30 protein-coding genes are annotated in these 26,124 nt (G+C 43.8%); 17 read left to right on the forward strand and 13 right to left on the reverse strand.

All coding sequences use genetic code 11. The features are described 5' to 3' along the window. The first annotated feature begins 55 nt into the window (after window positions 1–55). The 6 genes from QH73_RS09190 (at window position 56) to QH73_RS09220 (ending at window position 6,434) form a co-directional block, all read left to right on the forward strand. Window positions 56–721: a DUF502 domain-containing protein gene (locus QH73_RS09190; protein WP_201278056.1), complete on the forward strand. Its 666-nt coding sequence runs from the start codon at window positions 56–58 to the stop codon at window positions 719–721. 115 nt (window positions 722–836) lie between these two features. Continuing rightward, window positions 837–1,508, forward strand: coding sequence for a transcription antitermination factor NusB (gene nusB, locus QH73_RS09200; protein WP_201278097.1), 672 nt, complete (start codon window positions 837–839; stop codon window positions 1,506–1,508). Between the two features lie 51 nt (window positions 1,509–1,559). Beyond that, on the forward strand, window positions 1,560–3,182 hold the full coding sequence (gene ftsY, locus QH73_RS09205; protein ID WP_039716660.1) for a signal recognition particle-docking protein FtsY: 1,623 nt from the start codon (window positions 1,560–1,562) through the stop codon (window positions 3,180–3,182). A 227-nt stretch (window positions 3,183–3,409) separates the two neighbouring features. Then, window positions 3,410–4,324, forward strand: coding sequence for an IS982 family transposase (locus QH73_RS09210; RefSeq protein ID WP_039711688.1), 915 nt, complete (start codon window positions 3,410–3,412; stop codon window positions 4,322–4,324). 300 nt (window positions 4,325–4,624) lie between these two features. Next, window positions 4,625–6,022, forward strand: coding sequence for a PP2C family protein-serine/threonine phosphatase (locus QH73_RS09215; RefSeq protein WP_039716658.1), 1,398 nt, complete (start codon window positions 4,625–4,627; stop codon window positions 6,020–6,022). A 229-nt stretch (window positions 6,023–6,251) separates the two neighbouring features. Beyond that, window positions 6,252–6,434 carry a hypothetical protein gene (locus tag QH73_RS09220; protein WP_039717683.1) on the forward strand — a complete coding sequence of 61 codons (183 nt, stop codon included), beginning with the start codon at window positions 6,252–6,254 and terminating at the stop codon, window positions 6,432–6,434. A 170-nt stretch (window positions 6,435–6,604) separates the two neighbouring features. On the opposite strand, the gene QH73_RS09225 is transcribed toward QH73_RS09220, so the two are convergent. Beyond that, window positions 6,605–6,763, reverse strand: coding sequence for an Asl3888 family RNA-binding protein (locus QH73_RS09225; RefSeq protein ID WP_165587649.1), 159 nt, complete (start codon window positions 6,761–6,763; stop codon window positions 6,605–6,607). Window positions 6,764–7,189: 426 nt separating this feature from the next. On the opposite strand from QH73_RS09225, the gene QH73_RS09230 reads away from it, so the two are divergent. Then, window positions 7,190–7,681 (forward strand): NUDIX hydrolase, encoded by a 492-nt coding sequence (locus tag QH73_RS09230; RefSeq protein WP_015154364.1) that lies wholly within the window; start codon window positions 7,190–7,192, stop codon window positions 7,679–7,681. Between the two features lie 105 nt (window positions 7,682–7,786). Here QH73_RS09230 and ilvN read toward each other — a convergent pair whose 3' ends face one another. Continuing rightward, complete coding sequence (gene ilvN, locus QH73_RS09235; protein WP_039716657.1) at window positions 7,787–8,311, reverse strand: acetolactate synthase small subunit; 525 nt, start codon at window positions 8,309–8,311, stop codon at window positions 7,787–7,789. Between the two features lie 570 nt (window positions 8,312–8,881). Between ilvN and QH73_RS09240 the strand changes: the two genes are divergently transcribed. Continuing rightward, window positions 8,882–9,220 carry a phospholipid-binding protein gene (locus tag QH73_RS09240; protein WP_039716656.1) on the forward strand — a complete coding sequence of 113 codons (339 nt, stop codon included), beginning with the start codon at window positions 8,882–8,884 and terminating at the stop codon, window positions 9,218–9,220. Between the two features lie 57 nt (window positions 9,221–9,277). Here QH73_RS09240 and QH73_RS09245 read toward each other — a convergent pair whose 3' ends face one another. After that, entirely contained in the window at window positions 9,278–10,219 is a 942-nt protein-coding gene (locus tag QH73_RS09245) for an alpha/beta fold hydrolase (RefSeq protein ID WP_039716655.1), read from the reverse strand. Between the two features lie 356 nt (window positions 10,220–10,575). On the opposite strand from QH73_RS09245, the gene infC reads away from it, so the two are divergent. From infC to QH73_RS09265, 4 genes are all read left to right on the forward strand, one after another. Next, the gene (infC, locus tag QH73_RS09250; protein WP_015154368.1) at window positions 10,576–11,112 is read left to right on the forward strand and encodes a translation initiation factor IF-3; all 537 of its coding nucleotides are present in this window, start codon (window positions 10,576–10,578) and stop codon (window positions 11,110–11,112) included. A 368-nt stretch (window positions 11,113–11,480) separates the two neighbouring features. After that, on the forward strand, window positions 11,481–12,380 hold the full coding sequence (locus QH73_RS09255) for a DMT family transporter (protein WP_052290175.1): 900 nt from the start codon (window positions 11,481–11,483) through the stop codon (window positions 12,378–12,380). A gap of 5 nt (window positions 12,381–12,385) precedes the next feature. Beyond that, window positions 12,386–13,216 (forward strand): class I SAM-dependent methyltransferase, encoded by an 831-nt coding sequence (locus QH73_RS09260; protein WP_039716654.1) that lies wholly within the window; start codon window positions 12,386–12,388, stop codon window positions 13,214–13,216. Window positions 13,217–13,378: 162 nt separating this feature from the next. Beyond that, a complete protein-coding gene (locus QH73_RS09265) occupies window positions 13,379–14,368 on the forward strand; it encodes a zinc-dependent alcohol dehydrogenase family protein (protein WP_039716653.1) in 990 nt (329 codons plus the stop codon). Window positions 14,369–14,512: 144 nt separating this feature from the next. Here the strand turns inward: QH73_RS09265 and QH73_RS09270 are convergent, their stop codons facing one another. After that, entirely contained in the window at window positions 14,513–15,496 is a 984-nt protein-coding gene (locus tag QH73_RS09270) for a YegS/Rv2252/BmrU family lipid kinase (RefSeq protein ID WP_039716652.1), read from the reverse strand. Between the two features lie 111 nt (window positions 15,497–15,607). Between QH73_RS09270 and QH73_RS09275 the strand changes: the two genes are divergently transcribed. Continuing rightward, window positions 15,608–15,865, forward strand: a complete 258-nt coding sequence (locus QH73_RS09275) for a CRR7 family NDH-1 assembly protein (protein WP_039716651.1) — start codon at window positions 15,608–15,610, stop codon at window positions 15,863–15,865. A gap of 37 nt (window positions 15,866–15,902) precedes the next feature. Here QH73_RS09275 and QH73_RS09280 read toward each other — a convergent pair whose 3' ends face one another. From QH73_RS09280 to acnB, 5 genes are all read right to left on the reverse strand, one after another. Then, window positions 15,903–16,115: a type II toxin-antitoxin system HicA family toxin gene (locus QH73_RS09280; RefSeq protein ID WP_132866856.1), complete on the reverse strand. Its 213-nt coding sequence runs from the start codon at window positions 16,113–16,115 to the stop codon at window positions 15,903–15,905. Continuing rightward, window positions 16,105–16,326: a type II toxin-antitoxin system HicB family antitoxin gene (locus QH73_RS09285; RefSeq protein WP_039716650.1), complete on the reverse strand. Its 222-nt coding sequence runs from the start codon at window positions 16,324–16,326 to the stop codon at window positions 16,105–16,107. Before QH73_RS09285 ends, QH73_RS09280 begins: the two co-directional genes overlap by 11 nt. A gap of 111 nt (window positions 16,327–16,437) precedes the next feature. Beyond that, window positions 16,438–16,962 (reverse strand): ribonuclease HI, encoded by a 525-nt coding sequence (rnhA, locus tag QH73_RS09290; RefSeq protein WP_236146956.1) that lies wholly within the window; start codon window positions 16,960–16,962, stop codon window positions 16,438–16,440. Between the two features lie 337 nt (window positions 16,963–17,299). Further along, a complete protein-coding gene (locus QH73_RS09300; protein ID WP_039716648.1) occupies window positions 17,300–17,566 on the reverse strand; it encodes a type II toxin-antitoxin system HicB family antitoxin in 267 nt (88 codons plus the stop codon). A gap of 48 nt (window positions 17,567–17,614) precedes the next feature. Next, complete coding sequence (acnB, locus tag QH73_RS09305) at window positions 17,615–20,227, reverse strand: bifunctional aconitate hydratase 2/2-methylisocitrate dehydratase (protein ID WP_039716647.1); 2,613 nt, start codon at window positions 20,225–20,227, stop codon at window positions 17,615–17,617. Between the two features lie 269 nt (window positions 20,228–20,496). Here acnB and QH73_RS09310 point away from each other — a divergent pair, with 269 nt between their 5' ends. From QH73_RS09310 to QH73_RS09325, 4 genes are all read left to right on the forward strand, one after another. After that, the gene (locus QH73_RS09310) at window positions 20,497–20,814 is read left to right on the forward strand and encodes a 2Fe-2S iron-sulfur cluster-binding protein (RefSeq protein WP_039717680.1); all 318 of its coding nucleotides are present in this window, start codon (window positions 20,497–20,499) and stop codon (window positions 20,812–20,814) included. Window positions 20,815–20,897: 83 nt separating this feature from the next. Beyond that, window positions 20,898–21,068 (forward strand): DUF8621 family protein, encoded by a 171-nt coding sequence (locus tag QH73_RS09315; protein WP_508613032.1) that lies wholly within the window; start codon window positions 20,898–20,900, stop codon window positions 21,066–21,068. Between the two features lie 276 nt (window positions 21,069–21,344). Beyond that, the gene (locus QH73_RS09320) at window positions 21,345–22,409 is read left to right on the forward strand and encodes a DUF3326 domain-containing protein (protein ID WP_039716645.1); all 1,065 of its coding nucleotides are present in this window, start codon (window positions 21,345–21,347) and stop codon (window positions 22,407–22,409) included. A gap of 40 nt (window positions 22,410–22,449) precedes the next feature. Next, entirely contained in the window at window positions 22,450–23,037 is a 588-nt protein-coding gene (locus QH73_RS09325) for a CPBP family intramembrane glutamic endopeptidase (protein ID WP_132866953.1), read from the forward strand. A gap of 37 nt (window positions 23,038–23,074) precedes the next feature. Here QH73_RS09325 and QH73_RS09330 read toward each other — a convergent pair whose 3' ends face one another. From QH73_RS09330 to QH73_RS09345, 4 genes are read right to left on the reverse strand one after another with little or no spacing between them, the layout of a single operon-like run. Then, on the reverse strand, window positions 23,075–23,728 hold the full coding sequence (locus QH73_RS09330; protein WP_039716644.1) for a PIG-L deacetylase family protein: 654 nt from the start codon (window positions 23,726–23,728) through the stop codon (window positions 23,075–23,077). Window positions 23,729–23,733: 5 nt separating this feature from the next. Beyond that, window positions 23,734–24,579, reverse strand: a complete 846-nt coding sequence (locus QH73_RS09335) for a sugar phosphate nucleotidyltransferase (protein WP_039716643.1) — start codon at window positions 24,577–24,579, stop codon at window positions 23,734–23,736. A gap of 10 nt (window positions 24,580–24,589) precedes the next feature. Further along, window positions 24,590–24,751: a hypothetical protein gene (locus tag QH73_RS09340; RefSeq protein ID WP_165587650.1), complete on the reverse strand. Its 162-nt coding sequence runs from the start codon at window positions 24,749–24,751 to the stop codon at window positions 24,590–24,592. 4 nt (window positions 24,752–24,755) lie between these two features. Continuing rightward, complete coding sequence (locus tag QH73_RS09345; RefSeq protein WP_039716642.1) at window positions 24,756–25,988, reverse strand: class I SAM-dependent methyltransferase; 1,233 nt, start codon at window positions 25,986–25,988, stop codon at window positions 24,756–24,758. Window positions 25,989–26,124: the final 136 nt, after the last annotated feature.

Genomic DNA, 26,124 nt, shown 5'->3' on the forward strand with positions numbered 1-26,124 from the left:
GCTTACTAAAGTCAACAGCCAGACAAAGGAGAGTCAGCAGCTTGTGCTTGAAAGGTTGAAACAGGATCTAAAAAATGACCTGATTGCAGGATTATTGGTCGTCATTCCCTTAGCTACGACAATCTGGCTGACGATCGCCGTTGCTAGTTGGACGATCGAATTTCTGACACGGATTCCCAAACAACTGAATCCGTTAGATGAAATGAATCCCTTCCTGGTGAATCTCATTAACTTAGCAGTAGGTCTAACAGTACCGCTGCTGTGCATTTTAGCGATCGGCTTAATGGCACGCAATATCGCCGGACGCTGGCTGCTCGATGTCGGAGAACAATTATTACAAGCCATTCCCCTAGCAGGAGCAGTCTACAAAACCTTAAAACAATTGCTCGAAACCCTGCTCAAAGATTCTAATGGGAAGTTTCGCCGCGTTATTCTAATAGAGTATCCTCGGCGGGGTGTATGGGCGATCGCCTTTGTCACTGGGATTATGAGTCATGAAATTCAATCTCACATGAATCGTCCCATGCTGAGCGTATTTATTCCCACAACCCCCAACCCAACCACCGGATGGTATGCCATTGTTCCAGCAGACGAAGCGATCGACCTATCTATGTCCGTTGAAGATGCCTTTAAAGTCATTATCTCTGGTGGTATTGTTTCCCCCAATGCGCCCTTACCCCCACTTTTGCTAGATCGCCAAGGACAAGCGATTAATCAGTGACAGTTATCAGTTATCAGTTGTCAGTTATCAGTTGTCAGTAACCGCCGAGCAACTACCAACTACCAACTACCAACTACCAACCACCAACTACCAACTACCAATTACCCTTCCAATAATGAAAGCACGAAGTATTGCTCGCGAATTGGCTCTGCTTAGTTTGAGCCAACTGCCTAATTCCTCAGAAAAATTGGAAGCGCAACAACTATCTAATTTGTTAGTTGCAGCCGTCAGAACTTTGACAACGGAAGTAGAAGATGCTCTAGAGACGGCTTCTGGAGAAGTTCAGCGGGCAAACGATCGCCTCTTGACGAGCGAAACCCGTGCTAACGATGTCCAAACAGCCAGAGCTATGTTGCAGGATGGGATTCAATTGACTCAAAGTGCAATTAATCGCCTTGCTACAGCCATGCAACTACCAGAAATGATTCAATCAGCCACGGCAGCAGAACCAAATTTTGATGTCCGCCGTTACGCGCTAACACTTATAAATACAGTCAATCAAAACCGAGCTGAAATTGATGAAATTTTAGAACAGGCTTTAGTAGACTGGCAATTAAATCGACTGGCGCGGATCGATCGCGATATCCTGCGGATTGCAGTAGCCGAAATTGAGTTTTTAGGTTTTCAAGATCGGGTTAGTGTGGCGATCGATGAAGCAGTAGAACTCGCAAAGCGGTACAGTGGAGACGAAGGATACAAATTTATCAACGGCGTTTTGCGCCGCGTCACCGATCGCTTGAAACAAAAAGCAGTCGGAAGTCGGAAGTCGGAAGTCAGAAGTAACTGATAACTGATAACTGATAACTGATAACTGATAACTGATAACTGATAACTGACAATGCCTTTTAACTGGTTCCGCCGCAAACACGATGAATCTTCTACCCCACAAGAGGAGCAACCTGCTACTCCAGCACCGGAGCAGCCAGCAGATGTATCCCAGGAACAACCGGCTCCAGATGCAGCAGTAGATTACCTCAGCTTTGCCAAAGCAGCTTATAAAAGTATTCAAGAAAGGCAGCAGGCTCCTGAGAAGGGAGTTGAGGAAGCTGAGGGAGCTGAGGGAGCTGAGGAGGCTGAGGTTGTAGAAGAAGCGGCTGCCGAGTTAGCGGAATCTGAAGCAGAGTCTTCGACTCCACAAGTGGAGCCACTTGTCAATATAGAAGAACCAGTTACAGCAGAATCGATCGCAACTGAGGAAATAGCCACAATAGAAGCATCAGCGATCGCAGAGGAAACTACCACAGCAGAAACACCAATAGAGACAACTGCACCAGAGGAAACAACACCAGAGGAAACAGCGAGCGTACCTTTTTGGGCAAGAGCAGAAGCAGATCGTCAGGCAAGGTTGGAGAGGCTAAAGGCAACTGCGATCGAGGAACCAGAACCAGAAGTATTACAGCCAGTTGCGGCAACAGAAGTTACACCTACAGCCGATACTGACTTAGCTCCTGACTTTGCTTTTGATGAAGGATTTTTGTGGTCGGCGGAGGTTCTGGCGGCGCAAGGACGGCGACCGGAAGATATTTCGCTAGAAGAGATTACTTGGTTGAAAAAGCTACGGCAGGGTTTAGGCAAAACGCGCCGTAATATTGTCAACCAGTTAAAATCAATTGTCGGTCAAGGACCGCTGAACCAAGCAGCAGTGATGGAAATTGAAGCCCTGCTGTTGCAAGCTGATGTTGGGGTAGAGGCGACGGATTACATCATCGAAGCCTTGCAAAATCAGATCAAGCAAGCAGCCTTACCCCCAGATGCCGCGATCGCTTATCTGAAAAAGATTCTCCGAGATATGCTCGATCGCCCCCTGCAAAATTGCAGCTCTGTTTTTGTTCCAGAAAAAGATCAACTCAATATTTGGTTAATTACCGGAGTCAATGGGGCAGGTAAGACCACAACTATCGGTAAACTTGCCCATATCGCTCAAAAATCCGGCTACAACTGCTTAATTGGGGCAGCAGATACTTTCCGCGCCGCTGCCGTGGAACAAGTGAAGGTATGGGGCGCAAGGAGCAATGTCGAAGTGATTGCCAACCCTGGTAAAAATACCGATCCAGCCGCAGTAGTATTTGATGCGATCGCTGCCGCACAAGCACGCCACACGGAATTACTGCTTGTCGATACGGCTGGAAGATTGCAAAACAAGAAAAACTTGATGGACGAACTGAGTAAAATTCGCCGCATCGTCGATAAAAAAGCCTCTGATGCCCGTGTAGAATCCCTACTAGTTCTCGATGCTACCCTGGGACAAAACGGCTTGCGACAGGCAGAAGTGTTTGCCCAAGCCGCTCAACTCAGTGGTGTCGTCTTAACTAAACTTGATGGTACGGCTAAGGGGGGCGTGGCTTTAGCAGTCGTGCAGCAACTCAATCTCCCAATTCGCTTCATCGGCGCTGGAGAAGGCATTGAAGATCTGCGTCCTTTTTCTAGCTACGAATTTGTAGAAGCACTGATCGGAACGTAACTAGGGGCTAGGGGAAGAAAGAGAAAACTAAGGGACAAGGAAGACAAGGAAGAATTCACCTGTTCGTTCCCTACTCCCTACTCCCTCTAAATTCAGTAATACTTCGACAGCAATTGTATTGAATTTTAAGTTAAGATATCTCAACTTAACGTGAGTTCGACGGTGGGAGATGAGCCAAAAAGAAAAAAGAGACCTATGCTCAAAATACACAGCGCTCGGCCTCAGTTATGAATAGCACCATTGTATCTCGCCTAGATGTGACGCAAATTTTTTGTGAGGTAGACGACTTCTATCAAACCTTTGAACGACATTGGCAGCAACAGATGCTATTGACGGCAAGTTGTGGAGAACGCTTGTGTCGCTCTCGTTTAAGTCTGAGTGAGGTGATGACGATAGTAATTGCTTTTCATGGCTCGGGATATCGTACTTTTAAAGAATTCTACACGCTACAAGTCCTACCAGGCTGGCGTCAAGCTTTTCCTCATCTAGTCAGCTATACTCGTTTTGTCGAATTGATGCCTTGGTCGTTGATGCTGTTATGCTGCTTTGTACAGACCCGTAAGGGAGAAGTCACTGGCATTTCATTCATTGATTCAACTCCGATTGAGGTGTGTCATCCAAAACGTTCTAGAAGCCATCGTGTGTTTGAAGGCATGGTGGGTTGGAGCAAAAATTCGGTCGGGTGGCACTATGGGTTTAAGCTGCACCTAATTATCAATGACCGAGGCGAGTTGCTAGCTTTTAAGCTGACCCCTGGCAATGTAGATGACCGCAAGCCTGTGCCGGACTTAACCCAAGACCTAATTGGTAAGCTATTTGGCGATCGTGGTTATATATCTCAGGAATTGTTTGAGCAACTCTATCAGCAAGGCTTGGAGTTAATTACACGGCGTAAGAAGAAGATGAAGCAACAGTTGGTCAAGTTGATCGACAAAATTCTCTTACGTAAGCGAGCCTTAATTGAAACAGTTTATGACCAACTGAAGAACATTTCTCAAATCGAGCATTCCCGACATAGAAGCATCTGGAATTTCCTGGTCAACTTGTTAGCTGGATTAACAGCTTATACTTATTTGCCCCGAAAACCTTCTCTCGATTTAGAACCCAAAGGCTTACCTGCTCTTCCTCCTGCTGTCTTTTAACCCCGTCGAACTCACGTCAACTTAACACTATCGATCCTGCCTATGCGTAGAAGCCCACAAAATGCAGCAACTGCGTATTTTTAGTAAAATCCAAAATTAAAATTAAAATTTTTTCAGCAACTTTGTTGTCAAAGAATCTATACTAACAGGAGCAAAAGGGGGTAAAACACACTTTTTTTAGTGTACCTGTAGGTATATCCTTCAAAAGACATTGCTAAACTACTTAGCTATTGGTTCTATGACTCTTATTGCCTAACTTGATGGCTCACGACTACTCTCTAACATAATAAAACTAAACCCGTGTCTGTGCCTCAACCGCCCTTCCAACCCACCGATCGAACTAGCAGCGCCGCTACTGATGTTAACCCAGTTGTAGCGCTCAAAGAACTAGTGGCGCGCCTGTATCGGGAACAGAATAAGGTACAAGATTTGCTAAGTTCCTTGGGATTTGCCCTCAGGAGCTTCAATAATTTGAATCAGTTTCTCGAACTAATTCCGTTAATAGCAACACGGGTAACGGATGCTGACGGTGGGGTATTGTTCCTCTACAAATCTAACGGTCAGGTGAGCTTGGAAAAGCTACATTGCCAAGATATTCACCAACGCAAACAAATCCGTAAAGCTTTAGAAACAGCCACGAGTGCCGTCACCACTGCACTTGCAACAGCCCAAATCGTTCCTGCTACGGCAACTTTAGATGCTCAAGTCAGCCATCACTTAGGATCGCAAATACAGTTATTTGGTACGACAATTTTAGTCAAGCAGGCAGAACGAGGAAGATTATACGTCTTTAGCAGCGATCCCGAATATACTTGGACGGAAACCAGACAGAAGTTAGTCCGACTTGTTGCCGACCAAACAGCAGTAGCAATTGAAAATGACGAACTCAAAGTAGAACTACGCAAAAAAGAGCGTCTAGACCGCGAGTTAGAAATTGGAGCAGAAATTCAATTACGACTTTTACCTCGCCAATGTCCTAACGTCCCTGGGGTATCTCTAGCGGCGAGATGTCAGCCAGCCAACCGCGTTGGCGGAGATTACTACGACTTCATCCCAATCGAACGCAACTTGAGTCAAGCAGACGGCAAAAGTAGCAATCCCGATAGTTGCTGGGGCTTAGTAATTGGTGATGTGATGGGCAAAGGGGTTCCAGCCGGACTCATCATGACTATGACGCGGGGAATGTTGCGCGCTGAGGCATTAAACGAACATTCTCCAGCTCGAATTTTGCAGCATTTGAATCGGGTCATGTATACCGATTTAGAAAATTCCCATCGTTTTGTCACTTTATTCTATTCAGAATACAACCCACAGACGCGCAGGCTGACTTACAGCAATGCAGCCCATCATCCGCCCTTATTATGGCAAGCAGCTACAAAAACAGTGAAGCGCTTAGATACTTTAGAGGGCATGTTGATCGGGCTTGAAGCTCATAGCAATTACGAAGATGCTCAAGTCCAGTTAGATCCAGGAGACACAATTATTTACTATACAGACGGGTTTACTGATGCTGCCAATCAAAGAGGCGATCGCTTTGACGAAGAAAGGCTAGAACGCGAATTTAAATTTGCTTGTCGTCACTGTCAAGACCCCCAAGCAATTCTCGAATATCTTTTCGCTCAAGTTCACAAATTCATCAGTGGCGCAACTAACCAAAATAGAGACGATATGACATTAGTAGTCATGCGAATCAACTAGTAGTTGGTAGTCGCTCAGCAAAGTCGTAATTCGTAAGTCGTAATTCGTAAGTCGTAAGTGAGAATCAACTGATAACTGGTCACTACAAATTCTATGTGTTACGACAGTCATGAACTTATGCTGCCTTTAGAAGGCAAATACTCAGCTAGGAGATTGACTCGTTATGGTTGTCGGTTCAGTTCTTCCACTCACTACTTGGTTTTCCCACTACACTCAAGTTTTGAGTTCTATATCTCAAATACTTTGGCACTTGCCTTGGCATAGTCCGCTAGCTCAAAGTATCAAAGATCCAGATCTGCTAGGTCAATGGCAGAAAGCTTTCGATCACTTTATCCAAACAGGGCAAGTATGGGCTTTGCTAATCGGGATTTTTATTGGCTTTTTAGTCAAAAGCATGACTAGCTTTGGTTAACAGTTAACAGTTAGCAGTTATCAGTTATCAGTCACAACTAAGCTTTCTGTAAAGAACAAAAACCTGATTTTTACTGATAACCTCGATTACTGACACAGTGTAAAAGTGTAAAAATGTTACATGTAACGTCTTTACACTGGTCACTGATAACTGATAACTGTTAACTGGTCTTAGTTACTAGCTGCTGTATCCTCATCTTCCTCAGCTTGAGGTTGAGGTTGATTTCTACGATTCTGCATCCGACCCGTAGTTGCACGTTTACGAAACTTACGGGCATATGCCTGATTCCGTAGCGCCTTTTCTTTTTTTTGGTTACGGCGCTTAGCCATGTTCACCTCATTATTTGTAGACAACAAAACACCACCCCTAGAGTTCCTAGAGGCGATTGGACTCACCGACATCAGCGGTATTTTCCCAGCTTAGCGGATTAATGTCATAAGTATAAACCAATCGGACTGTAGTAGTCAGCTAATTCCAACTTAGCACGCGCGATCGCTAACGGCGTTAGCAGTAGGCAGAAGCGATCGCCACCATTTGCATTAAGAAACATTAATGAATCTCAATAGTTAATGTCGGAAAAAAGCTATAGCTAAATACAGCTCTGGGCATAGTTTTGAGTTGTAGATCGATAAATGATAAGATGAAATTAAACTATATTAAGACATTATCAAAAGCTGGGATAGACTATCTGTCTGAGGTTTCACCGAATTTTTTCAGCATATGAAAATTTATAAATTTTAACTAACGGTTAAATAGTGATTTTTTCTAGTTTTAAGGCGATCGCCCAACCCCTACGCCGCTGGTGGCGATTTATTCAAACTGTCATCGGCATCATATTTCGTCATCCCGTCCCAGGCACGAGTATTATTCCCATCTTGCCTGATGGTCGTATCGTTTTGATTCGCCGTCGTGATAATGGGCTGTGGTCGCTACCAGGAGGGATGGTAGATTGGGGTGAGGATGTGGCTACGGCAGTCAAACGAGAATTAGCCGAGGAAACGGGGCTGGATTTAGTCAAAATTCGGCGACTGGTAGGAGTTTATTCCGCACCCGATCGCGATCCCCGCATCCATTCGATTTGTATTGTAGTTGAGGCAGATGTCACAGGCAGGATGAAAGTCCGCGATCCATTAGAAGTGATGGAAGTTCGTGCATTTCCTCCTGGTGCTTTACCTCCCGGTCAACTTGCTCACGACCACAGCCAACAATTGCAGGACTATTTTGCAGGATTGACGACTTTAGCCTAGCTATAGTCAAAAGTCAAAAGTTAAAAGTCAAACTTATCATGCCACTAGCTACCAGCAACTAACCTCTAGCCCCTGATAACTGATAACTGATAACTGATAACTGACTTACGAAACTTTCGCCTCGACTTGAGACTTGAGATATTCCGTATTGACTCCCGACTCTCGCACGAGGGCAATTTTACCTGTACGGGCGACCTCTCGCAGTCCAAACTTTTGTAATAACTGCACGATCGCGACAATCTTACCAGGGTCGCCGACAACCTCTAAGGTAAGGGAGTCTTCAGCCACATCAACCACTCTGGCGCGAAAGATCTGAGCAATTTCAATCACTTCCGAGCGATTAGAGCTGGTAGCACTCACTTTAATCAACATCAATTCCCGCTCGACACAAGGAACTTCAGTGATATCTTGGACTTTGAGGACGTGGACGAGCTTATATAACTGCTTGGTCAGCTGTTCGATGACGCGATCGTCCCCAGGGACTACCATTGTAATTCGAGAGACTCCGTTTTGCTCCGCTTGACCGACAGCAAGGCTTTCAATGTTAAAGCCACGACGGGCAAATAAACCCGCAATGCGGGTTAGTACCCCCGCTTCATCTTCCACTAGAACTGAAAGGGTGTGTTTCATGTTTAATGGTTGATGGTTGATGGTTGATGGTTGATAGTCGATGGTTTACGGTTGCGACTCACTGCTCCCTGCTTCCTATCTGATAACTAAATTCAATCTGTTCAGCCTTATATTCTATCTCGATCTATCTCGTCTTTCGCTCTCGTAGCGGTTTTCATTTGGGGAAAACACACGATCGCGGGCGCACAACTGTGCGCCCCTACAAATGTCACGCACGCAGTCGAGAATTGCTATCAACAAATTTTTTCCTAGCTGAAAAAAATGCATGTGTTGTTGCAGGAGTTAAGCACTGAAAGCTAGAGATCTCGATTCCTCTTGCCCTCCTTGAAAAAGGAAATTCAAAGCCTCCTTTTTAAGGGTTTAGGGAATTGCCGAGTAGATAGTGAGGCTTATGGCGCGATTCTAGGTTAAAAATTAACGAAAAAAATTAAATTTAACTTAATTAAACTTCAATTCGTGAGTTTACTCTTAAGATTATCAACTTGTGACTATATCTTCTTTCAGATAGGTGTGGCGATCGCTACGCAAACTTACACTGAGAGCAGTTAATTACTGAAGGAGAAAAAATTTATGGGTTGGTTACAAAGACTGTTTGGCATGGAAAAACCGCAAAACGCTCAAGTTAATCCTACGCCACAGGCTGCTGCTGCCACTGAATCAGTTCCTCCCGAGCGTCTAGGATTGAATGGAGAATACGATCAGAGTGGTTTAGCTAAGCGTGTTGCTTTGGCATTTGATGAAGACCAAAGCTTAACTGACGTTGATACTCTCTACGTAGCTCAAACGGGCAGTACCGTGGTTTTAAAAGGTAAGGTTCCCAGCCAAGATATTTTGCAAAAAATGGTTTCTGTTGCCAGAAACGTTCAAGGCGCAACTGACGTAACTACCGATCAAGTCAGTATCGGATAAAAACTGATGGCTGATTGTTAATGGTTAATGGCGATACAAACAATTAACCATTAACAACTAATTATTAACTTTGTATAGAGCAAGATCGGGACGGGCAAGGAAAGAGTCTATCCAGTCCAAGACTGCTTGGTTGACTTCTTCAGGACACTCATCATGAGCGAAATGTCCTGCATTCTCTAAAATTAGAAGCTGCACGTTAGGATTGTAAGCAGCAAACTTGGGGGCGAAAGCGGGTGGAATCATGCGGTCTTGCTGTCCCCAAATCAGTAGGATAGGAATGTTTAGATTTGACAAGATGCTCTTGACTGAAGGATCGAATTGAGAATCCAACATAGCTTTTAGCGTGGCATAGAAAGCTTGTGCCGAACCTCGGTCTTGAGCTGGTCCCAACAAAATATCTACTAATTCATCAGTTACGGCTTCAGAATTAGCATAAGCAATGCCAGCCCAACGCTTTACCACTTGGGGGCGGCGGACAATGCGAAAAATGGTTTTAATTAATAGGGGTGAGGTGAAGAGATTTTCGATCGCGGCGATCGCAGGACGTAAAATCTTAGGTATGGCTTCCTGTCGGATCGATAGATCGGGAAGGCTAAGCATCACGATACCCTGCACCATATCGGGATGCATAGCTGCCGCTCTCAGCGACACTAGCGATCCGATAGAATTTCCAACTAAGACGACTGGATGCTGAATAAACGTGCGCCAGAAATCGTAGACTTGTTCTACCCACAGTTCTACCTTATAGCTCACTGGAGCTTTTTCCGACGCACCAAAGCCTAACATATCCACCGCATAAACTGTGTGCTGTTCCCCTAGCACGGCTAAGTTTTGTCGCCAATGACCGATTGACGTGCCAAAGCCATGCAGTAAAATTATCGGTGTTGTCTGCGGCTGGGGTTGTTCTGGGCGAATAAAAGTATAGCGAGTCTGCCAGCCACGCCAAATCCAGTCTCTTTGACTGCCAACCCGTTGCTGCCAGTGTAATAAGGTGTCCACGCTTGTTTTGGTCAAGTTGAATAAAGTTATAAAATCTCTAAATTATTTTAACAATTGAGATGTTTTGATGGGAGGCGATCGCGTCTATCCTGAGAAGTTAAGGTGAGCTTAACAAATGCATGGCGATCGGAGTTCGCAAATAGAGGAATTTCCCTACCCCTAACCAGCAGAAAAAAGTGTTATCGTGAATTGCAAGTACCAAGAAAGCCTGCTGTTTGCAATGGATTGAAGACTCTAAATTTCCGTTCCCGAAAGCCGAGTGGTTGGTGTGAAGGTATACATAGTTGTCTTAGTCTAATAGTTGCTCAAGCTGGATTCATCCCAGTTATCTAACAAACAGTTGCTAATAATCCTATATGCCTGTGATTGAAAAAAGAAGACCCACAAAAGATTTACCCCAAATTAACGAACGCATTCGCTTCCCTAAGATTCGAGTCATCGATACCGATGGCAGTCAGATGGGAATTTTAACTCCCTACGAAGCACTGCAAATCGCAGAGGAAAAAGAATTAGACCTGGTTCTCCTCAGCGATAAAGCTGACCCGCCTGTGTGCCGAATTATGGATTACGGCAAGTATAAATTCGAGCAGGAGAAGAAGGCACGGGAAGCTCGGAAGAAGCAGCATACGGCTGACGTGAAAGAAGTGAAGATGCGCTACAAGATTGAGGAACATGACTATCGAGTGCGCGTCAATCAAGCCGAACGCTTCTTGAAAGATGGCGATAAGGTGAAAGCAACTGTGATGTTCCGAGGTCGGGAAATTCAACACAGCGATTTGGCAGAAACCTTACTCAAGCGTATGGCAACGGATCTGCAAGAGGTGGGAGAGCTACAACAAGCGCCGAAGAAGGAAGGGCGCAATATGATGATGTTGATTTCTCCGAAGAAATAGATCCCCCCAACCCCCCTTTTTAAGGGGGGCTTTTGATTTGCGATCGCATTTTCGTTTTAGCATGGGACGCAGGCGCAAGATAGAGATTATGAGTTCGCTATGGTAGTTTGTGGAATGAGTGTTTAGAAATACTCCAAACAGGAAAAATATAAGCTCGTAAATTCTAAACGGCATATATTGAAAAATTCCTAGAAAAAATTTTATTTTTTGTTATTGCAGACATAATCAATAATCCGCTCTAGCAGAAAAACGTAAAATGTCACTGTACTAGGACAAATCTACTAAATCCGTACCTTCCGCGATCGCTTTTTACTGGCTAAACCTGAAAGTATTCCCTGTGGTGCGCCAAGAAAGAGGAAGTTGCAAGGGTGAAACAAAATCAAAAAATTCGCGGCATCGATCCTGAATTATTGGGATCGATCTATGGCTTTGTGGGCGTATTTGGCTTTAGCTTGACACTACCAGCAACTCGCGCCGCCGTCACCGATTTCGACCCCAATTTTGTTGGTTTAGGAAGGGCGATTGTCGCAGCATTTTTGGCAATGTTGGTTTTACGAACAACTCGTCAACCCTTACCCAAGCGCCGTTACTGGAAAAGTATAGCGATTGTCGCTGCCGGAGTCGTTTTAGGATTTCCCCTACTCTCAGCTTGGGCAATGCAACAGCTACCAGCTGCCCACGGCGGAGTTGTTCTAGGACTGATGCCTTTAGCAACGGCATTAGCAGGTGCATGGCGATTAGGGGAACGCCCCAGTTTCGGTTTCTGGATTGCTAGTATTGCTGGTAGTATTACTGTTGTACTATTCGCGATCGCTTCGGGTGCAGGACAAATGCACTGGGCAGATGCGATCTTACTCGTTGCAGGTTTAGCTGCTGCTGTGAGTTATGCCGAAGGCGGACGTTTGGCAAGAGATTTAGGCGGCTGGCAGGTGATTTGTTGGGCATTAGTATTTACAGCACCAATATTAATCATACCAAGCGCGATCGCAGTTTATCAACATGGTTTAATAGCTTCCCCTTCAGCTTGGATGGGGTTTGCTTATGTCAGTATTGTCAGTCAATTGCTTGCCTTTTTCCCTTGGTATCGCGGACTAGCTTTAGGTGGTGTTGCTAGAGTCGGGCAGATTCAACTTTTACAACCATTTTTGACAATTTTCACCTCAGCAATCTTACTTGGCGAGACAATTACACCTCTAACTCTAGGTGCTGCAACTATGGTATTGATAACAGTGGCATTAGGTAAAAAGGCAACAATTCGCAGGAAGTAGGTAAGATGAGAGAAGCCCAGCCTAGAGATCGCAAACAACAAGTTACATTTGGGTTCAATCTTGCTGCCCCAGGTTACGATTCACCAGCACTGAGATTTCTTCCAGCCTGTGCAAATCGTGTAGTAGAAATAGCAAACTTACAGCCAGGACAACGAGTTTTAGATATTGCCACAGGAACCGGAACAGCCGCGATCGCATCTGCTCGAAAAGTCGGCTCGAAAGGTCAAGTTGTCGGCATAGATTTATCTCAAAATATGCTAGAACAAGCACGACAAAAGATTGCTAATACAGATTTAAATAATATTAACCTCCGACAAGAGGACGCAGAAAAATTTAGCTTCGGCGATAACAGTTTCGACACTGCAATTTGTGCTTCTGGCATCTTTTTCTTATCTGACATGCTAGCTGGACTGCGAGAATGGTGGCGTGTCATCAAACCAGGTGGAACAGTCGTATTGTCAAGTTTTAGTAAGATGGCATTTGAACCAATGGCAGAAACAATTTCTGCACAAATTCAAGCATACGAAGTACCGAGTCCATCTAGCCGCGAACAAATCGACACGCCAGAAAAATGTTTCAATATAATGCAAGCAGCAAGCTTTGAAAAGATTGAATTACAAATCGAACAACTAGGATATTTTCTCAGCAGTTTAGACGAGTGGTGGGAATTAGTTTGGAATGCAGGCTTTCGGATTCGCCTCTCTCAAATTCCAACTGAGAAAATAGAACAGTTTAAAGTAGAGCATTTAGCTGCAATTGCTAAATTCATGACAGACAAAGGAATTTGGTTAGATGTAGAGACGATATTTGTCAAGGGGAAAAAGCCAAACTTATAAAAGTTAAACGTTATGGAAATTCAGCGTTTAGCCAATTGTCCAGCAGTACAGTGCAACTAGAAGGCAGACCAGTATCAGTTATCATGCAAAAGAATTTATGGTATTAACTAGCGCTTCACAGTTCGCTGTCAACCGTTAACTGTCAACCGTCAACTACCAACTATGAAAGCCCAAGCGATCGCCTCTTTCGGCGAACCAAATGTATTCCAAACCATAGATCTACCGAAGCCAGAAGTTATTCCCGGTCATGTCTTAATTCGAGTTGCAGCTACCAGCGTCAACCCAGTTGATTTTAAACTGCGACGGGGAGCCATGCCCGCGATCGCGCCTGAATTTCCTGCCGTGTTGCATGGAGATGTCGCAGGGGTAGTAGAAGCAGTAGGCGAAGGAGTCACTACCTTTAAACCTGGGGATGAAGTCTACGGATGTGCGGGCGGATTCAAAGGTATGGGTGGTGCTTTGGCAGAATATATGCTAGCTGATGCCGATTTACTTGCATTAAAGCCCAAATCTCTTTCGATGAAAGAATCTGCTGCCCTACCCTTAGTAGCAATTACAGCCTGGGAAAGTTTAATTTATCGTGCCAAAATCCAGCCAGGGCAAAACGTATTGGTTCATGCTGCAACTGGAGGAGTCGGTCATATTGGCATCCAATTAGCAAAATGGGCGGGGGCAAAAGTTTATACTACAGTTTCTAACGAAGAAAAAAAGGCGATCGCCCGCGATTTGGGAGCGGATGTTGTCATCAATTATCGTCAGCAAACTGTAGAAGAATATGTCGCAGAACACACTTCAGGCAAAGGCTTTGACGTAGTTTTCGATACAGTTGGTAAAGACAACCTCGATCGCTCTTTCGCTGCGGCAGCAATGCACGGTACGGTAGTTTCCATCTCTACCCGTTCTACCCACGACCTCAGCCCCCTCCATGCCAAAGGATTAACCTTACACGTCGTTTTCATGCTTCTACGTATGCTATACGGCACGGAAAGAGCAGAACATGGCAAAATCCTCTTTAACGTCGCCAAACTCGTAGACCAAGGCACAATTCACCCTTTACTCGACTCCAAATCCTTTCGTCTCTCCGAAGTCGCAGAAGCCCACCGCTACGCCGAATCAGGTCAAGCAATCGGAAAAATCCTGTTGGAACAATAGAAAGGGCGAGGGAAATTCGGAATTCGGAATTCAGAATTCGGAATTCGGAATTAACTCCTGACTCAACCAACTACCAACTACCACTGACAACTGACAACTGATAACTGACAACTGACAACTGATAACTGATAACTGATAACTGATTTAATCCGTAAACCCCACCACAACTTTATTTTCCACAATTAAATCTGGCAGTCCTTCAAGCTTTTCTGCGGCTGAGGGTGGGGCTGCTTCCTTTGGGACAAAAATCGTCAGTCCATCGGGAATGCATTTAACATCAATTGGTGTCTCACCAATGATTTCGCCATCTAAAACAACTTTTTGCGGCGGATCGGTGCGAATTTTGACTCGTTCGGCGCGTAAATATCCTACGTCATCTCGTTCGGCTGCATTCTCGTTCAAAGCTGTAGAGAGTAAGTGAAAAGAAGCCGCAATCGCCCCTGCGCGAGTTGTAGATGAAACTACGGTAACATCTAATAGTCCGTCATCAAATACTACTCCGTCTGGACCTTGAGCTAAGACCGAGGTAGGTGGTGCGGCGTTAGCTACGGTAATTGCGGCAGCCGTGACGTTGATAATTCTGTCTTCTGTCTCAATTTCTGCTGTAAAGCTTTCCAATTCGCGCAACTGTTGCAGTCCAGCCATGACGTAAGCTAGCATTCCAAACCGCTTTTTCGCCTGACGATCTGCTTTTTCTACCGTTTCCGCCTCAAACCCAATACCAGCTAGCAATACCATCGGGCGATCGTTACACAAAGCCGCATCAACTTTGCGCGTTACTCCCCCTAAAATCATCTGACAAGCAGATTCAATTGTATCTGGTAATTCCAAAGCTGCTGCGAAAGCGTTAGCCGTACCGCGAGATATGACACCTAAAGGAATATCCGTTCCCACTACGGCATCAGCCGCCGCCGAAAGAGTGCCGTCGCCGCCAGATGCGATAATAACTTTTGCCCCATCTGCGATCGCTTCTCTAGCGATTTCATCTGCGTCCTTTTCCGCTGTTGTCATCCGAATATCTAGGTCGAATTCCGGCTCTAACAGCGATCTAATTTGTGCTAAATCTTGTTCGGGGTTACTTTGACCAGCCACGGGGTTAAATACTAAGCAAGCTGTCTTTCGGGTCATAAAGTCTTCCGATTCGGCATTCAGATAGTTGCGTTTTCTTTTAAGCTATGATTTTAAATTAGCAGCTGAAATACCTATTCTGTCACTATATCCTAAGTTACAATTTCAGTCATGACAGATCCTTTAATGTATCAAGAAGATCACTTTGTTGTTCTAGAACCCAACCAGCCAGAACAGTTTCTTACGGCTGCCGAATTGTTTGAAAAGCTGAAAGACGTGTTGAGTCAGAGGCAACATAACTTGCCTTCTGAGTTGCAAAATTTCAACTCTATCGAAGCTCAGGCAAAGTATTTAATCGATACGAGTTGCGATTTGAATTTAGAGCCAGGGCAATTTTTACAGTGGTACGCCGTGCGGTTGGAGAAGTGATATTTGTGGTTTTGAGGTGAGGGTGCGATCGCATTATTTATCTTAATTTATCAAACTCTTCTTCAGTAATACCTAATTGCTTCAGAATTTCATAGAATAACCAACTACCAATTTCCCCATTACTATGAATTGGAATGGTTGTAGATCGTCCATCTGAATGTTGCCAACGAGCGTGACTACCCCTTTGCCGTACCTTTTCAAAACCTAATTTCCGAGCTACTCTTTCGAGATCTCTTATTTTAGCTGGCATTGGCGATCGTTAATTCAACATCATTTGGTAAAAAGCGTCCTTGTTCTGCATATTCTTCTTGAATCATTTCAAACACAAATACAAGTTCATTACGCGCTTCATCTGGTGTTTGTCCCCAAGCATGACAGCCAGAAATCGCTGGAACATAGGCAACAAATGTACCATTATCATCGGGACGAATAACAATAGTGTAGTTTTGTAGCAACTTCATAAGTCTATGAATAGATAGGTTGATACTTCTAGTTTAGGCTAGCGATCGCATTTGTGGTGAAGAGGGTGCGATCGCGTTTTTAGTACTATGACAAAATTATTTAGCTAATATTTACTCAAATAGTGGCAGGCTGGGAGTGAGTTTATGCTCGTAGCCAGTATCAGCCGGTAAATCCTTTTGTTGAGCAGCCATCACAGCCAATCTATCACAACGTTCGTTTTCTGGATTACCTGCATGACCTCTTACCCAGGTAAACTCAACTTCATGTTGAGTACATAGTTCTAGTAATTGTTCCCATAAATCAAAATTTATCGCTATTTGTTTCTTATTTCGCCTCCAATTATTTACTTGCCATTGCTTTGCCCAACCTTTCATAATTGCATCGACTAAGTATTGTGAATCGCTGTATAGTGTTACAGTACATTTTTGCTTTAAAGTACGTATTCCAATAATAGCAGCCATTATTTCCATACGATTATTTGTTGTTAATCGAAACCCGCCTGATATTTCTTTGCGGTACTTATCATATAGCATTACAATACCGTAGCCGCCAGATCCTGGATTACCTATACATGCCCCATCTGTATAAATAGCAACATGTTTAAGTTCATTGCCCATAATTCCTAAAACTTCCAATAAAAAATTTTTACTTTAGGAGCGATTTTAGCTCTTATACTTTCCTAACAATAGAGTTTCTTGCGCTTAAGAAATCTCTATCTAATTTAGGTTTAAAAAATTTATATTTACTTTAGAATGCTTTCAATTTCCTCGTTATTAAAGCCGAATTGCCTAAGAATACGCAACACATAAGCAGGTGACATTTCTCCCGCACCCATATCTATAGGCACGATTCTCTTTTGCTCCTGAAAATCACAAATATATAAGCAATGGTCGCCTTTTTCTTCTCGGTAAACTACAGCCTCCTTTTTCCAGGATTCTAATTAACTCTCTTGGTTTGAGAGCTGGTATATTTTTAGGCATATACTTTTCTTAATTCATAAATCTCAGAAGTCGTTTCTCGATCTTCTACAGTTAAAAACTCGTGTAGTTCTTCTATAGAAATTGGGGCAGTATAAATATTTGTTTCAGTTTCATATATAGCTTGAAATGAATCAATCGCATCTTTCAGCTTGTCAACGGCGTTTTCTTGAGTATTTCCTTGTCCTACTATTCCATTTTCTAAGCACAAAGCTACCCAATAACCTGCGCTTTGTCGAAGTACAACCGTGTAAAAGCCCATTAATGTATACCCAAAAGTGAAATTAGGTGGGCAACGCCCACCCTACAATTATGACTTACTAGCAGCCGTAGGCATTCCTAAAATGTCTTCAATCCGAGGCATTTCTTCTAAAGGAATCACCCTTCCTTCATCCTCAAAACCTGCGATTTGATCGAAGTTCAAGTAGCGATACAAATCGCCAGCAAAAGGATGAATTTTGTGTGCCACAATATCCATATATTCCTGTACGGAAGGTAGACGACCGAGTAACGCGCAAACAGCAGCTAATTCCGCCGAACCAAGGTAAACTTGTGCATCTTTACCCATGCGATTATTAAAGTTGCGCGTAGAAGTAGAAAACACCGTTACGCCATCTTCAACTCGCGCCTGATTACCCATACATAAACTGCAACCAGGCATTTCTGTCCTTGCACCAGCCGCACCAAACACACCGTAAACTCCCTCTTCTTTGAGTTGTTTTTCATCCATGCGGGTAGGGGGGCAAATCCACAAACGGGTTTTCACAGCGCCAGCACCTTCTAATACCTTTGCGGTTGCCCGATAATGTCCAATATTGGTCATACAAGAACCAACAAAAACTTCCTGTACCGGATCGTTTTCTACTTCCGATAACAACTTCACGTTATCAGGATCGTTAGGTGCGGCAACAATTGGTTCCTTAATTTCGTTCAAATCAATTTCGATGATTTCCGCATACTCTGCATCAGCATCACCTTCCATTAATACAGGATTTGCTAACCATTCTTCCATCTTGGCAACGCGCCGCATGATGGTTTTAGCATCCTGATAACCCCGCGCTACCATATTTTTCATCAGCGCGACGTTAGAACGCAAATATTCAGAAACAGTTTCGATACTCAACTTGATGGTACAACCCGCACAAGATCTTTCTGCTGTCGCATCGGTGAGTTCAAAAGCTTGTTCGACTTTTAAATCTGGCAAGCCTTCGATTTCCATAATCCGTCCAGAAAAGATGTTTTTCTTATTCTGTTTGGCTACCGTCAACAATCCTTTTTGGATAGCAACATAGGGAATAGCGTTGACGATATCCCGCAGCGTGACTCCTGGCTGTAACTCACCTTTGAATCTGACTAAAACAGATTCCGGCATATCTAAAGGCATAACACCTAAAGCCGCTGCAAATGCTACCAACCCAGAACCAGCAGGAAAGGAAATTCCCAAGGGAAAACGAGTGTGAGAATCGCCACCAGTCCCGACAGTATCCGGTAATAACATCCGATTTAACCAGGAGTGGATGATACCATCCCCAGGACGCAAGGCAACACCAGCGCGAGAAGACATGAAATCGGGGAGTTCGTGATGAACTTTCACATCTACAGGTTTGGGATAAGCTGCCGTGTGACAGAAACTTTGCATCACCAAATCCGCACTGAAACCCAAACAAGCAAGTTCTTTCAACTCGTCGCGGGTCATAGGTCCCGTGGTATCCTGGGAACCAACAGTAGTCATCATCGGTTCGCAGTAAGTTCCAGGACGGACACCAGCTAAACCGCAAGCTTTACCCACCATTTTTTGTGCTAACGTGAAGCCTTTACCCGTATCGGCGGGTTGTTTGGGACGAGTAAAGATTGGACTGGGTTCTAATCCCAAAGCCGTGCGAGTTTTATCTGTCAGTGTACGTCCAATTAATAAGGGGATGCGTCCACCTGCACGAACTTCATCTAAAATCGTATCGGGTTTGAGAGTGAAGGTAGAGATAACCTCGCCTGCTTCGTTGGTAATTTCCCCTTTATATGGATGGATAGTAATTACCATCCCCGTTTCCATCTGGGTGACATCGCACTGAATCGGCAATGCACCCGCATCCTCGGCAGTATTGAAGAAAATCGGCGCGATCGCACTTCCTAAAATATACCCCCCTGCCCGCTTGTTGGGAATGCAGGGAATATCTTGTCCGATGTGCCACAACACCGAGTTAATTGCCGACTTACGGGAAGAACCCGTACCGACAACATCGCCAACATAAGCTACAGGATGTCCTTTTTGCTTTAACTGGGCGATCGCTTCTAGACTACCAGGTTGCCGCGATTCCAACATCACCAAGGCGTGTAAGGGAATATCGGGGCGAGTGGTAGCATGGGGTGCAGGAGATAAATCGTCCGTGTTCGTCTCCCCAGGCACTTTAAATACAGTTACAGTGATGGCTTCAGGTAAAGTCGGGCGAGAAGTGAACCACTCAGCATTTGCCCAAGAGTCAACCACCTGCTTGGCGTAAGGATTGCCTTCACTTGACAAATCCAAGACATCGTGGTAGGACTCATAAACTAGAGCGATCTTACTCAAAGCCTTGGCTGCTGCTTCTGCTAAAGTTGTTTCAGCACTGAGAAGGTCAATCAGCGATCGCACGTTATAACCGCCTACCATCGTCCCCAATAAAGCGATCGCATCAGTAGGAGAAACAAGGGGACTCGTCACGTCACCTTTAGCCACAGCCGTTAAAAACCCAGCCTTAACATAAGCCGCCGGATCGACACCAGGAGGAATGCGATCGCGCAACAGGTGCAGCAATGTCTCCTCTTCCCCAGCAGGCGGGTGTTTCAGCAATTCACACAAATCCGATGTTTGTGCCGCATCCAATGGTAACGGCGGAATACCTAAAGCCCCGCGTTCTGCCACTTGCTGCCGATATTGTTCCAGCATTCTCTACCTCTTTAAGATCTCCAGTATTTTTACTCCTACTTCCAGCTTAGTGCTAGCAAGAGACAGTTATCAGTTATCAGTTAACAGTTATCAGTGGTTAGTGGCTGGTGGCTAGTGGCTAGATAAAGATTCGGTGACTAGCTACTCACATAACAACCAATGACAAATGACAAATGACAAATGACTTAAAAAGCAGATTGTACAAGATAAAATAACCTGTGAGCGATTTACAATGATTGAGCTACGACGCGATCGCCCTACTTTTATATATGTCTCAAACTTACACGGTTCAAATTTATCATCAAGGCGAAACTCACACGATCCAAGTCCCAGAAGACAAAATCATTTTACGGGCTGCTACTGCTGCTGGACTGGATTTGCCAAGTTCTTGTAATGCAGGCGTGTGTACTACCTGCGCTGGCAAGATTTTAGAGGGGACTGTCGATCAAAGCGATGGAATGGGAGTGAGTCCCGAACTTCAGGAACAAGGCTATGTCTTGTTATGTGTCGCCCGTCCGCGTTCCGATTTGAAGATTGAAACGGAAAAAGAAGACGAATTATACGATTTGCAATTTGGAAAACCATAGAATTAAAGTCGTAAGTCGTAAGTCGTAAGTCGTAAGTCAAAACTATGGTTCTGACTTTTCCTATTCCCTACTCCCGTTCTTCCATGACTACTCAATTCGTGACTCTAGAAATCAATCTTCAGGAATCGCCAGCCCAATTACTGCAAGCAATTGAGACGGGATTACGCTTATCAGGAGAACCGTTGCGATGGGCAATTACCGATGTAGATCTTTCCCGCCAAAAAGCAATTGTTGAAGCAATTGTTATCAGTTAAGAGTTATCAGTTATCAGTTATCAGGGAGACAATACAATTCAAATTACAACCACAGGCTACTCAATTTTGACTTTTGACTTGTGTAAGGGCGAGTTTACCAAAAAAGTTATTTGTTCTGTTACTGGGATCTTCTAAAAACCCGCCCCTACGAATTTTTCACGGTTGTCCGAGCGGGTTTTGGATAATCATCTTTGTTAATTGGTAAGGATTCTAGTTAAACCGGCCCCTACGAACCCTACGAATTTTTGACTTTTAACTTTTGACTTTTGACTTTATATGAATCGTCCCTACACAGCCCTCTTAATCGTCCCTACTGGCATTGGGGCAGCTATTGGTGGTTATGCTGGTGACGCGATGCCTGTTGCTAGAACACTCGCCTCGGTATGCGATCGCCTGATTACTCACCCTAACGTCCTTAATGGCGCACAATTATACTGGTCTTTACCTAATGCTTTCTACGTCGAAGGCTATGGACTTGACAAATTCGCCGTAGGATGCTGGGGTTTACGTCCGGTACATCAAAATCGCGTGGGTTTAATTCTTGACAAAGGAATAGAATCAGATCTGCGGCTGCGACATCTCCAAGCTGCGGATGCGGCTAGGGCGACACTAGGACTAAATTTAACCGACTATGTTATTACCGACGCACCTTTGAATGTGGAATTGCGGACTGCTGCTTCTGGGGCGAGTTGGGGAACAATTGGCAATCCAGATAGTTTGTTACGGGCGGCGGAAGTATTGATAAGTAAAGCTGGGGCAGAAGCGATCGCAGTGGTTGCCCGTTTCCCTGATGATGTTGGTAGCGAGGCGTTGCAAAACTATCGCCACGGGCAGGGAGTCGATCCGCTAGCGGGTGCGGAAGCGATTATCAGCCATTTAATTGTCAAAACTTTTCAAATTCCCTGCGCCCATTCTCCCGCGTTATCATCTTTACCCCTCGATCCCGATTTGTCTCCTCGTTCGGCGGCGGAAGAATTGGGATATACATTTTTGCCTAGCGTTTTAGTTGGGTTAAGTCGCGCCCCCCAATTTGTGGTAGACAAACCCCAACATCTAGAAGAGATTTGGGCAAACCAAGTCAATGCTGTCATCATCCCCGCCACCGCTTGTGGTAGTAGTGCTGTCCTGAGTTTGAGTCAATCCCAGGCGCAAATTATTACTGTGGCAGAAAATCAAACCACGATGCAAGTGCCACCCGCACCACTGGGAATTAAAGCGATCGCAGTAAACTCGTATTTAGAGGCTATTGGTGTCATCGCTGCCCACAAAGCAGGTGTGAATCCAACTGTCCTTTGTGGGGCGATCGCAAATTTACATTGCTTATCTACCACAGATGACTAGCCGTAGCCCTATACTATCACTAACCCCTAACCGCCCTGCCATTTCCGTGAGTCAGCAGCAAGATCCGAGTCTTCAACCTTTGTCGCGCCTCCAAATTTTAATGTTGATGGGTGTGACTGCTGTAGTATTTTTAATAATCTCAAAACTCTGGTTAAGATTTGGTTCCGTGTCCCTCTTAAGTGTTAGTTGGGATGCCGGATCTATACTTACAGGCATTGGTCTAGGACTCATTATTACTTCTGCTAGCTTTGTAGTTTATCGATTATGGCCCGCATATCGTCGTAGTTCGGACTTTTACCTAGAATTTGTCCTCAAGCCATTGTTACTACCAGATATTATCTGGGTAGGATTACTACCAGGACTGAGTGAGGAATTACTCTTTCGGGGTGTTATGTTGCCAGCACTTGGCTTAAATGCTACTGGCATTGCCATATCAAGTCTATGCTTCGGTGCTTTACATCTGAGTGGTTCTCAGCAATGGTCTTACGTTATTTGGGCAACTATAGTAGGTGTATTGTTAGGATTCAGTGCTGTAGTCACGCACAATTTACTAGTACCAATTGTAGCTCATACATTTACTAATTTAATTTCCAGTTACCTCTGGAAATTGGGACAGTCTAATTCGTAAATAGGAGCGTACAGTTGTGCTTTTCCTGCGTTTTACATCAAAAAACAACTTTACGGCAGTAAAAAGCCTCTGCGTATTTTCCTGGTGCGTTCGATTCAATTCCTCGCAGCCGCAAGATTGATAAGAAAGTCTCTTCCGTAAACCACTGCTTTCCCACCTGAGTCTGAAAACTGTTGAGAATATGCTGAGTCTTAGTTCGACAAATTGACGGTTCTAAATGCACGAAAAAGTTGGGATTTCCTAAATCGCCGTCATATTTGGGAATTTCATATTCTAAAATGAGATGATTTCTGAAGGTATTCCAAGTTAAATCGGAAATTAATCGATGATCTTGATGTAGATCGTGACGGTAATGAGTCAAAATTAGATCGGGCTGAAATTCTTCTTTTAAGCTCTCAAAAAGTTCTTTAACTTCGATCGCCATGAAAGGTAAAAATCCATCCCGAAAATTTGCGATCGCAATATTTTTAACTTCCGCACCTTTCAAAAACTGTTTGGCACTCTCGTAGGCTTCTTTTTCCCTTTGCGAACTCGAGCTAAATACCACCCAATAAAATACAAGATTCTGATATCTTTCTATCAGTTTTAAAATCGTACCTCCACACCCAATTTCAATATCATCGCAGTGCGCTCCCAAACACAAAATATTATAAGGCGAATCGCTTTTCTCCTCCAAGTTAAATTTCAGCATCCAGTCTATCTCCCAATCTGATATGCTAAGCTGAATGTTTTCGATTCATTAGTTTCCCAGCAATATTCTGACTGAGTAGATTTCCATACCTGCCAAGGTGCTTTCCCTTGGCAATACAAATCGTCTAACTGCTGCTGTTCTTTGAAGGTATCCATGCACGCCCAAAAACCATCGTATTTATAAGCAGTGAGTTGATTTAACTTCATCAATCTTTGAAATGGTTCGCAAACTAACTCCTCACCTTCATTAATGTATTGATAAATCTCTCGTTTAAAAAGAAAATATCCTCCGTTAATCCGAATTCCTGCTTCTTTCACATCTTTAATATCGCTGACTAAACCATCGTCTGTAGCAGAAACAAGATGAAAACTATGGGAAGGTTTAACGCATAAAAAACAAGCTATCCTATCTTTTTGATAAAAATCATCAATAAATTTTGGTAAATTCAGATCGGTCAACCCATCGCTATAATTCGCTAAAAATACCTCTTCACCTTCCAGATACTTTTCTACCGCTTTAAACCTTTGCCCAATACTAGAATGCAAACCTGTATCGACAAAAGTTATTTTCCAATCTTCGATATCACTATTGGATAGTTGAATAGTTTTTCCACCATTCAATAATGTAAAGTCATTAGATAAACATTCATTGTAATGTAAGAAATAGTTCTTTATAGCATCAGCTTTGTAACCAAGACACAAAATAAAATCTTTATGTCCATAGTAGGCATAATACTTCATAATGTGCCATAAAATTGGTCGGTAGCCAATATGAACCATTGGTTTAGGTAAATTTGTAGCAGCTTCTCTCAATCGCGTTCCTAAACCACCGCAAAATAGCACAACTTTCATGGATTTTCTCCTATTTATTTTCTATGTCGCGATCGTTCGCAATCGATCTACCTAACCGTATTCTCGGAAGGGCGGGTTTGTTAAGATCGTCGTAGAATAAATGAATTGTCGATAAACCCGCCCCTACAATTTGACCGATGATGAATGACAAATGACAAACGACAAATGACACATTATTAATAAACAGTTACTTCAGGTATTGGTACAACAAACTTACCACCCCAATCACGAATATATGCCATTTGCTCCATGATTTCATTCTGAAGATTCCAAGGCAAAATTAAAAGATAGTCTGGCTTTGTCTCCAAAATTTTGTTGGGGTTAAAAATAGGAATGCGAGTTCCTGGTAATAATTTACCTTGTTTAAAAGAACTGCGATCGACAGTATAATCAATAAAATCCGTGCGAATTCCACAATAATTCAAGAGCGTGTTGCCTTTGCCTGGAGCGCCATAACCAACAATAGATTTGCCTTGCTTTTTCGCTGTAATTAAAAAATCTAATAGCTTAAACTTGGTTTCTTTAACCTTTTGGGCAAAAGAGAAATAATGCTCTAGAGTTGTAAATCCAGTAACTTTCTCTTCAGATCTTAACGCCTTCACTTGTTGACTAATCGATTTTGACGTGTCTTCAGCATGACTGACATAAATTCTGAGGGAACCGCCGTGAGTTGATAACTGTTCTACATCAAAAATGGTTAATCCGTGGGTAGCAAAAACTTTCTCAACCGTGAGAAAGGAAAGATAAGAAAAGTGTTCGTGGTAAATAGTATCAAACTGATTTCCCTCCATTAACCGCATTAAATGAGGGAATTCCATTGTAATAACTCCCTCTGGCTTGAGCAAAATTTTCATTCCAGCCACAAAATCATTTAAATCGGGTACGTGAGCTAACACGTTATTACCTAAAAGTAAATCGGCTTGTTTTCCCTTTGCTGCTAACTCTCGCGCTGTATGTTGCCCAAAAAACTTGACAACTGTAGAAATACCTTTTTCCTGTGCTACTTTAGCTACATTTACTGCTGGTTCTATGCCTAAAACAGGTATCCCTTGAGCCACAAAGTATTGCAGTAAATAACCATCATTACTCGCAATTTCCACAACTTGGCTCTGTTCGTGCAATCCCCAACGTCCTATCATTTTATCAGTGTAATCTCGAACGTGTTGCAGCCAGGTATCGGAGTAGGACGAGAAGTATGCATAGTGACTGAAGATGTCACTCGGACTGACATACTCTAGAAGCTGGACTAAAAAACAGCGATCGCATACGTACACATGCAGTGGGTAAAATGGCTCCATCTGGTTGAGCTGAGCAGGTGTTATGTAGCTCTCGCACAATGGTGACATTCCTAGATCGACAAAGCTATGTCTCAGCAAGGAGCCACAGAAACGACAGCACGAGCTATTCATTGTTAGATTTTGGTTATATTTTGCTATGCCTAAAACTTAACTATGTCCGAACCAACTAGCTGGCACTAGTCGCTAATGCAACTTAAGATTTATTGCAATTTAAGACTTGGCTTTGAATACTCACTTTCCCTCTAAA

Origin of the sequence: Scytonema millei VB511283 (assembly GCF_000817735.3) — a bacterium.
Taxonomy (GTDB): domain Bacteria; phylum Cyanobacteriota; class Cyanobacteriia; order Cyanobacteriales; family Chroococcidiopsidaceae; genus Chroococcidiopsis; species Chroococcidiopsis millei_B.

What these genes read in the sequence shown, in the direction of transcription:
- nusB (WP_201278097.1), top strand. Translation starts at nt 837, where the DNA reads ATGAAAGCACGAAGTATTGCTCGCGAATTGGCTCTGCTTAGTTTGAGC.
- ftsY (WP_039716660.1), top strand. Translation starts at nt 1,560, where the DNA reads ATGCCTTTTAACTGGTTCCGCCGCAAACACGATGAATCTTCTACCCCA.
- QH73_RS09210 (WP_039711688.1), top strand. Translation starts at nt 3,410, where the DNA reads ATGAATAGCACCATTGTATCTCGCCTAGATGTGACGCAAATTTTTTGT.
- QH73_RS09225 (WP_165587649.1), bottom strand. Translation starts at nt 6,763, where the DNA reads ATGGCTAAGCGCCGTAACCAAAAAAAAGAAAAGGCGCTACGGAATCAG.
- ilvN (WP_039716657.1), bottom strand. Translation starts at nt 8,311, where the DNA reads ATGAAACACACCCTTTCAGTTCTAGTGGAAGATGAAGCGGGGGTACTA.
- QH73_RS09240 (WP_039716656.1), top strand. Translation starts at nt 8,882, where the DNA reads ATGGGTTGGTTACAAAGACTGTTTGGCATGGAAAAACCGCAAAACGCT.
- infC (WP_015154368.1), top strand. Translation starts at nt 10,576, where the DNA reads ATGCCTGTGATTGAAAAAAGAAGACCCACAAAAGATTTACCCCAAATT.
- QH73_RS09260 (WP_039716654.1), top strand. Translation starts at nt 12,386, where the DNA reads ATGAGAGAAGCCCAGCCTAGAGATCGCAAACAACAAGTTACATTTGGG.
- QH73_RS09265 (WP_039716653.1), top strand. Translation starts at nt 13,379, where the DNA reads ATGAAAGCCCAAGCGATCGCCTCTTTCGGCGAACCAAATGTATTCCAA.
- QH73_RS09270 (WP_039716652.1), bottom strand. Translation starts at nt 15,496, where the DNA reads ATGACCCGAAAGACAGCTTGCTTAGTATTTAACCCCGTGGCTGGTCAA.
- QH73_RS09275 (WP_039716651.1), top strand. Translation starts at nt 15,608, where the DNA reads ATGACAGATCCTTTAATGTATCAAGAAGATCACTTTGTTGTTCTAGAA.
- QH73_RS09280 (WP_132866856.1), bottom strand. Translation starts at nt 16,115, where the DNA reads ATGCCAGCTAAAATAAGAGATCTCGAAAGAGTAGCTCGGAAATTAGGT.
- QH73_RS09285 (WP_039716650.1), bottom strand. Translation starts at nt 16,326, where the DNA reads ATGAAGTTGCTACAAAACTACACTATTGTTATTCGTCCCGATGATAAT.
- QH73_RS09300 (WP_039716648.1), bottom strand. Translation starts at nt 17,566, where the DNA reads ATGGGCTTTTACACGGTTGTACTTCGACAAAGCGCAGGTTATTGGGTA.
- acnB (WP_039716647.1), bottom strand. Translation starts at nt 20,227, where the DNA reads ATGCTGGAACAATATCGGCAGCAAGTGGCAGAACGCGGGGCTTTAGGT.
- QH73_RS09310 (WP_039717680.1), top strand. Translation starts at nt 20,497, where the DNA reads ATGTCTCAAACTTACACGGTTCAAATTTATCATCAAGGCGAAACTCAC.
- QH73_RS09315 (WP_508613032.1), top strand. Translation starts at nt 20,898, where the DNA reads ATGACTACTCAATTCGTGACTCTAGAAATCAATCTTCAGGAATCGCCA.
- QH73_RS09320 (WP_039716645.1), top strand. Translation starts at nt 21,345, where the DNA reads ATGAATCGTCCCTACACAGCCCTCTTAATCGTCCCTACTGGCATTGGG.
- QH73_RS09330 (WP_039716644.1), bottom strand. Translation starts at nt 23,728, where the DNA reads ATGCTGAAATTTAACTTGGAGGAGAAAAGCGATTCGCCTTATAATATT.
- QH73_RS09335 (WP_039716643.1), bottom strand. Translation starts at nt 24,579, where the DNA reads ATGAAAGTTGTGCTATTTTGCGGTGGTTTAGGAACGCGATTGAGAGAA.
- QH73_RS09345 (WP_039716642.1), bottom strand. Translation starts at nt 25,988, where the DNA reads ATGAATAGCTCGTGCTGTCGTTTCTGTGGCTCCTTGCTGAGACATAGC.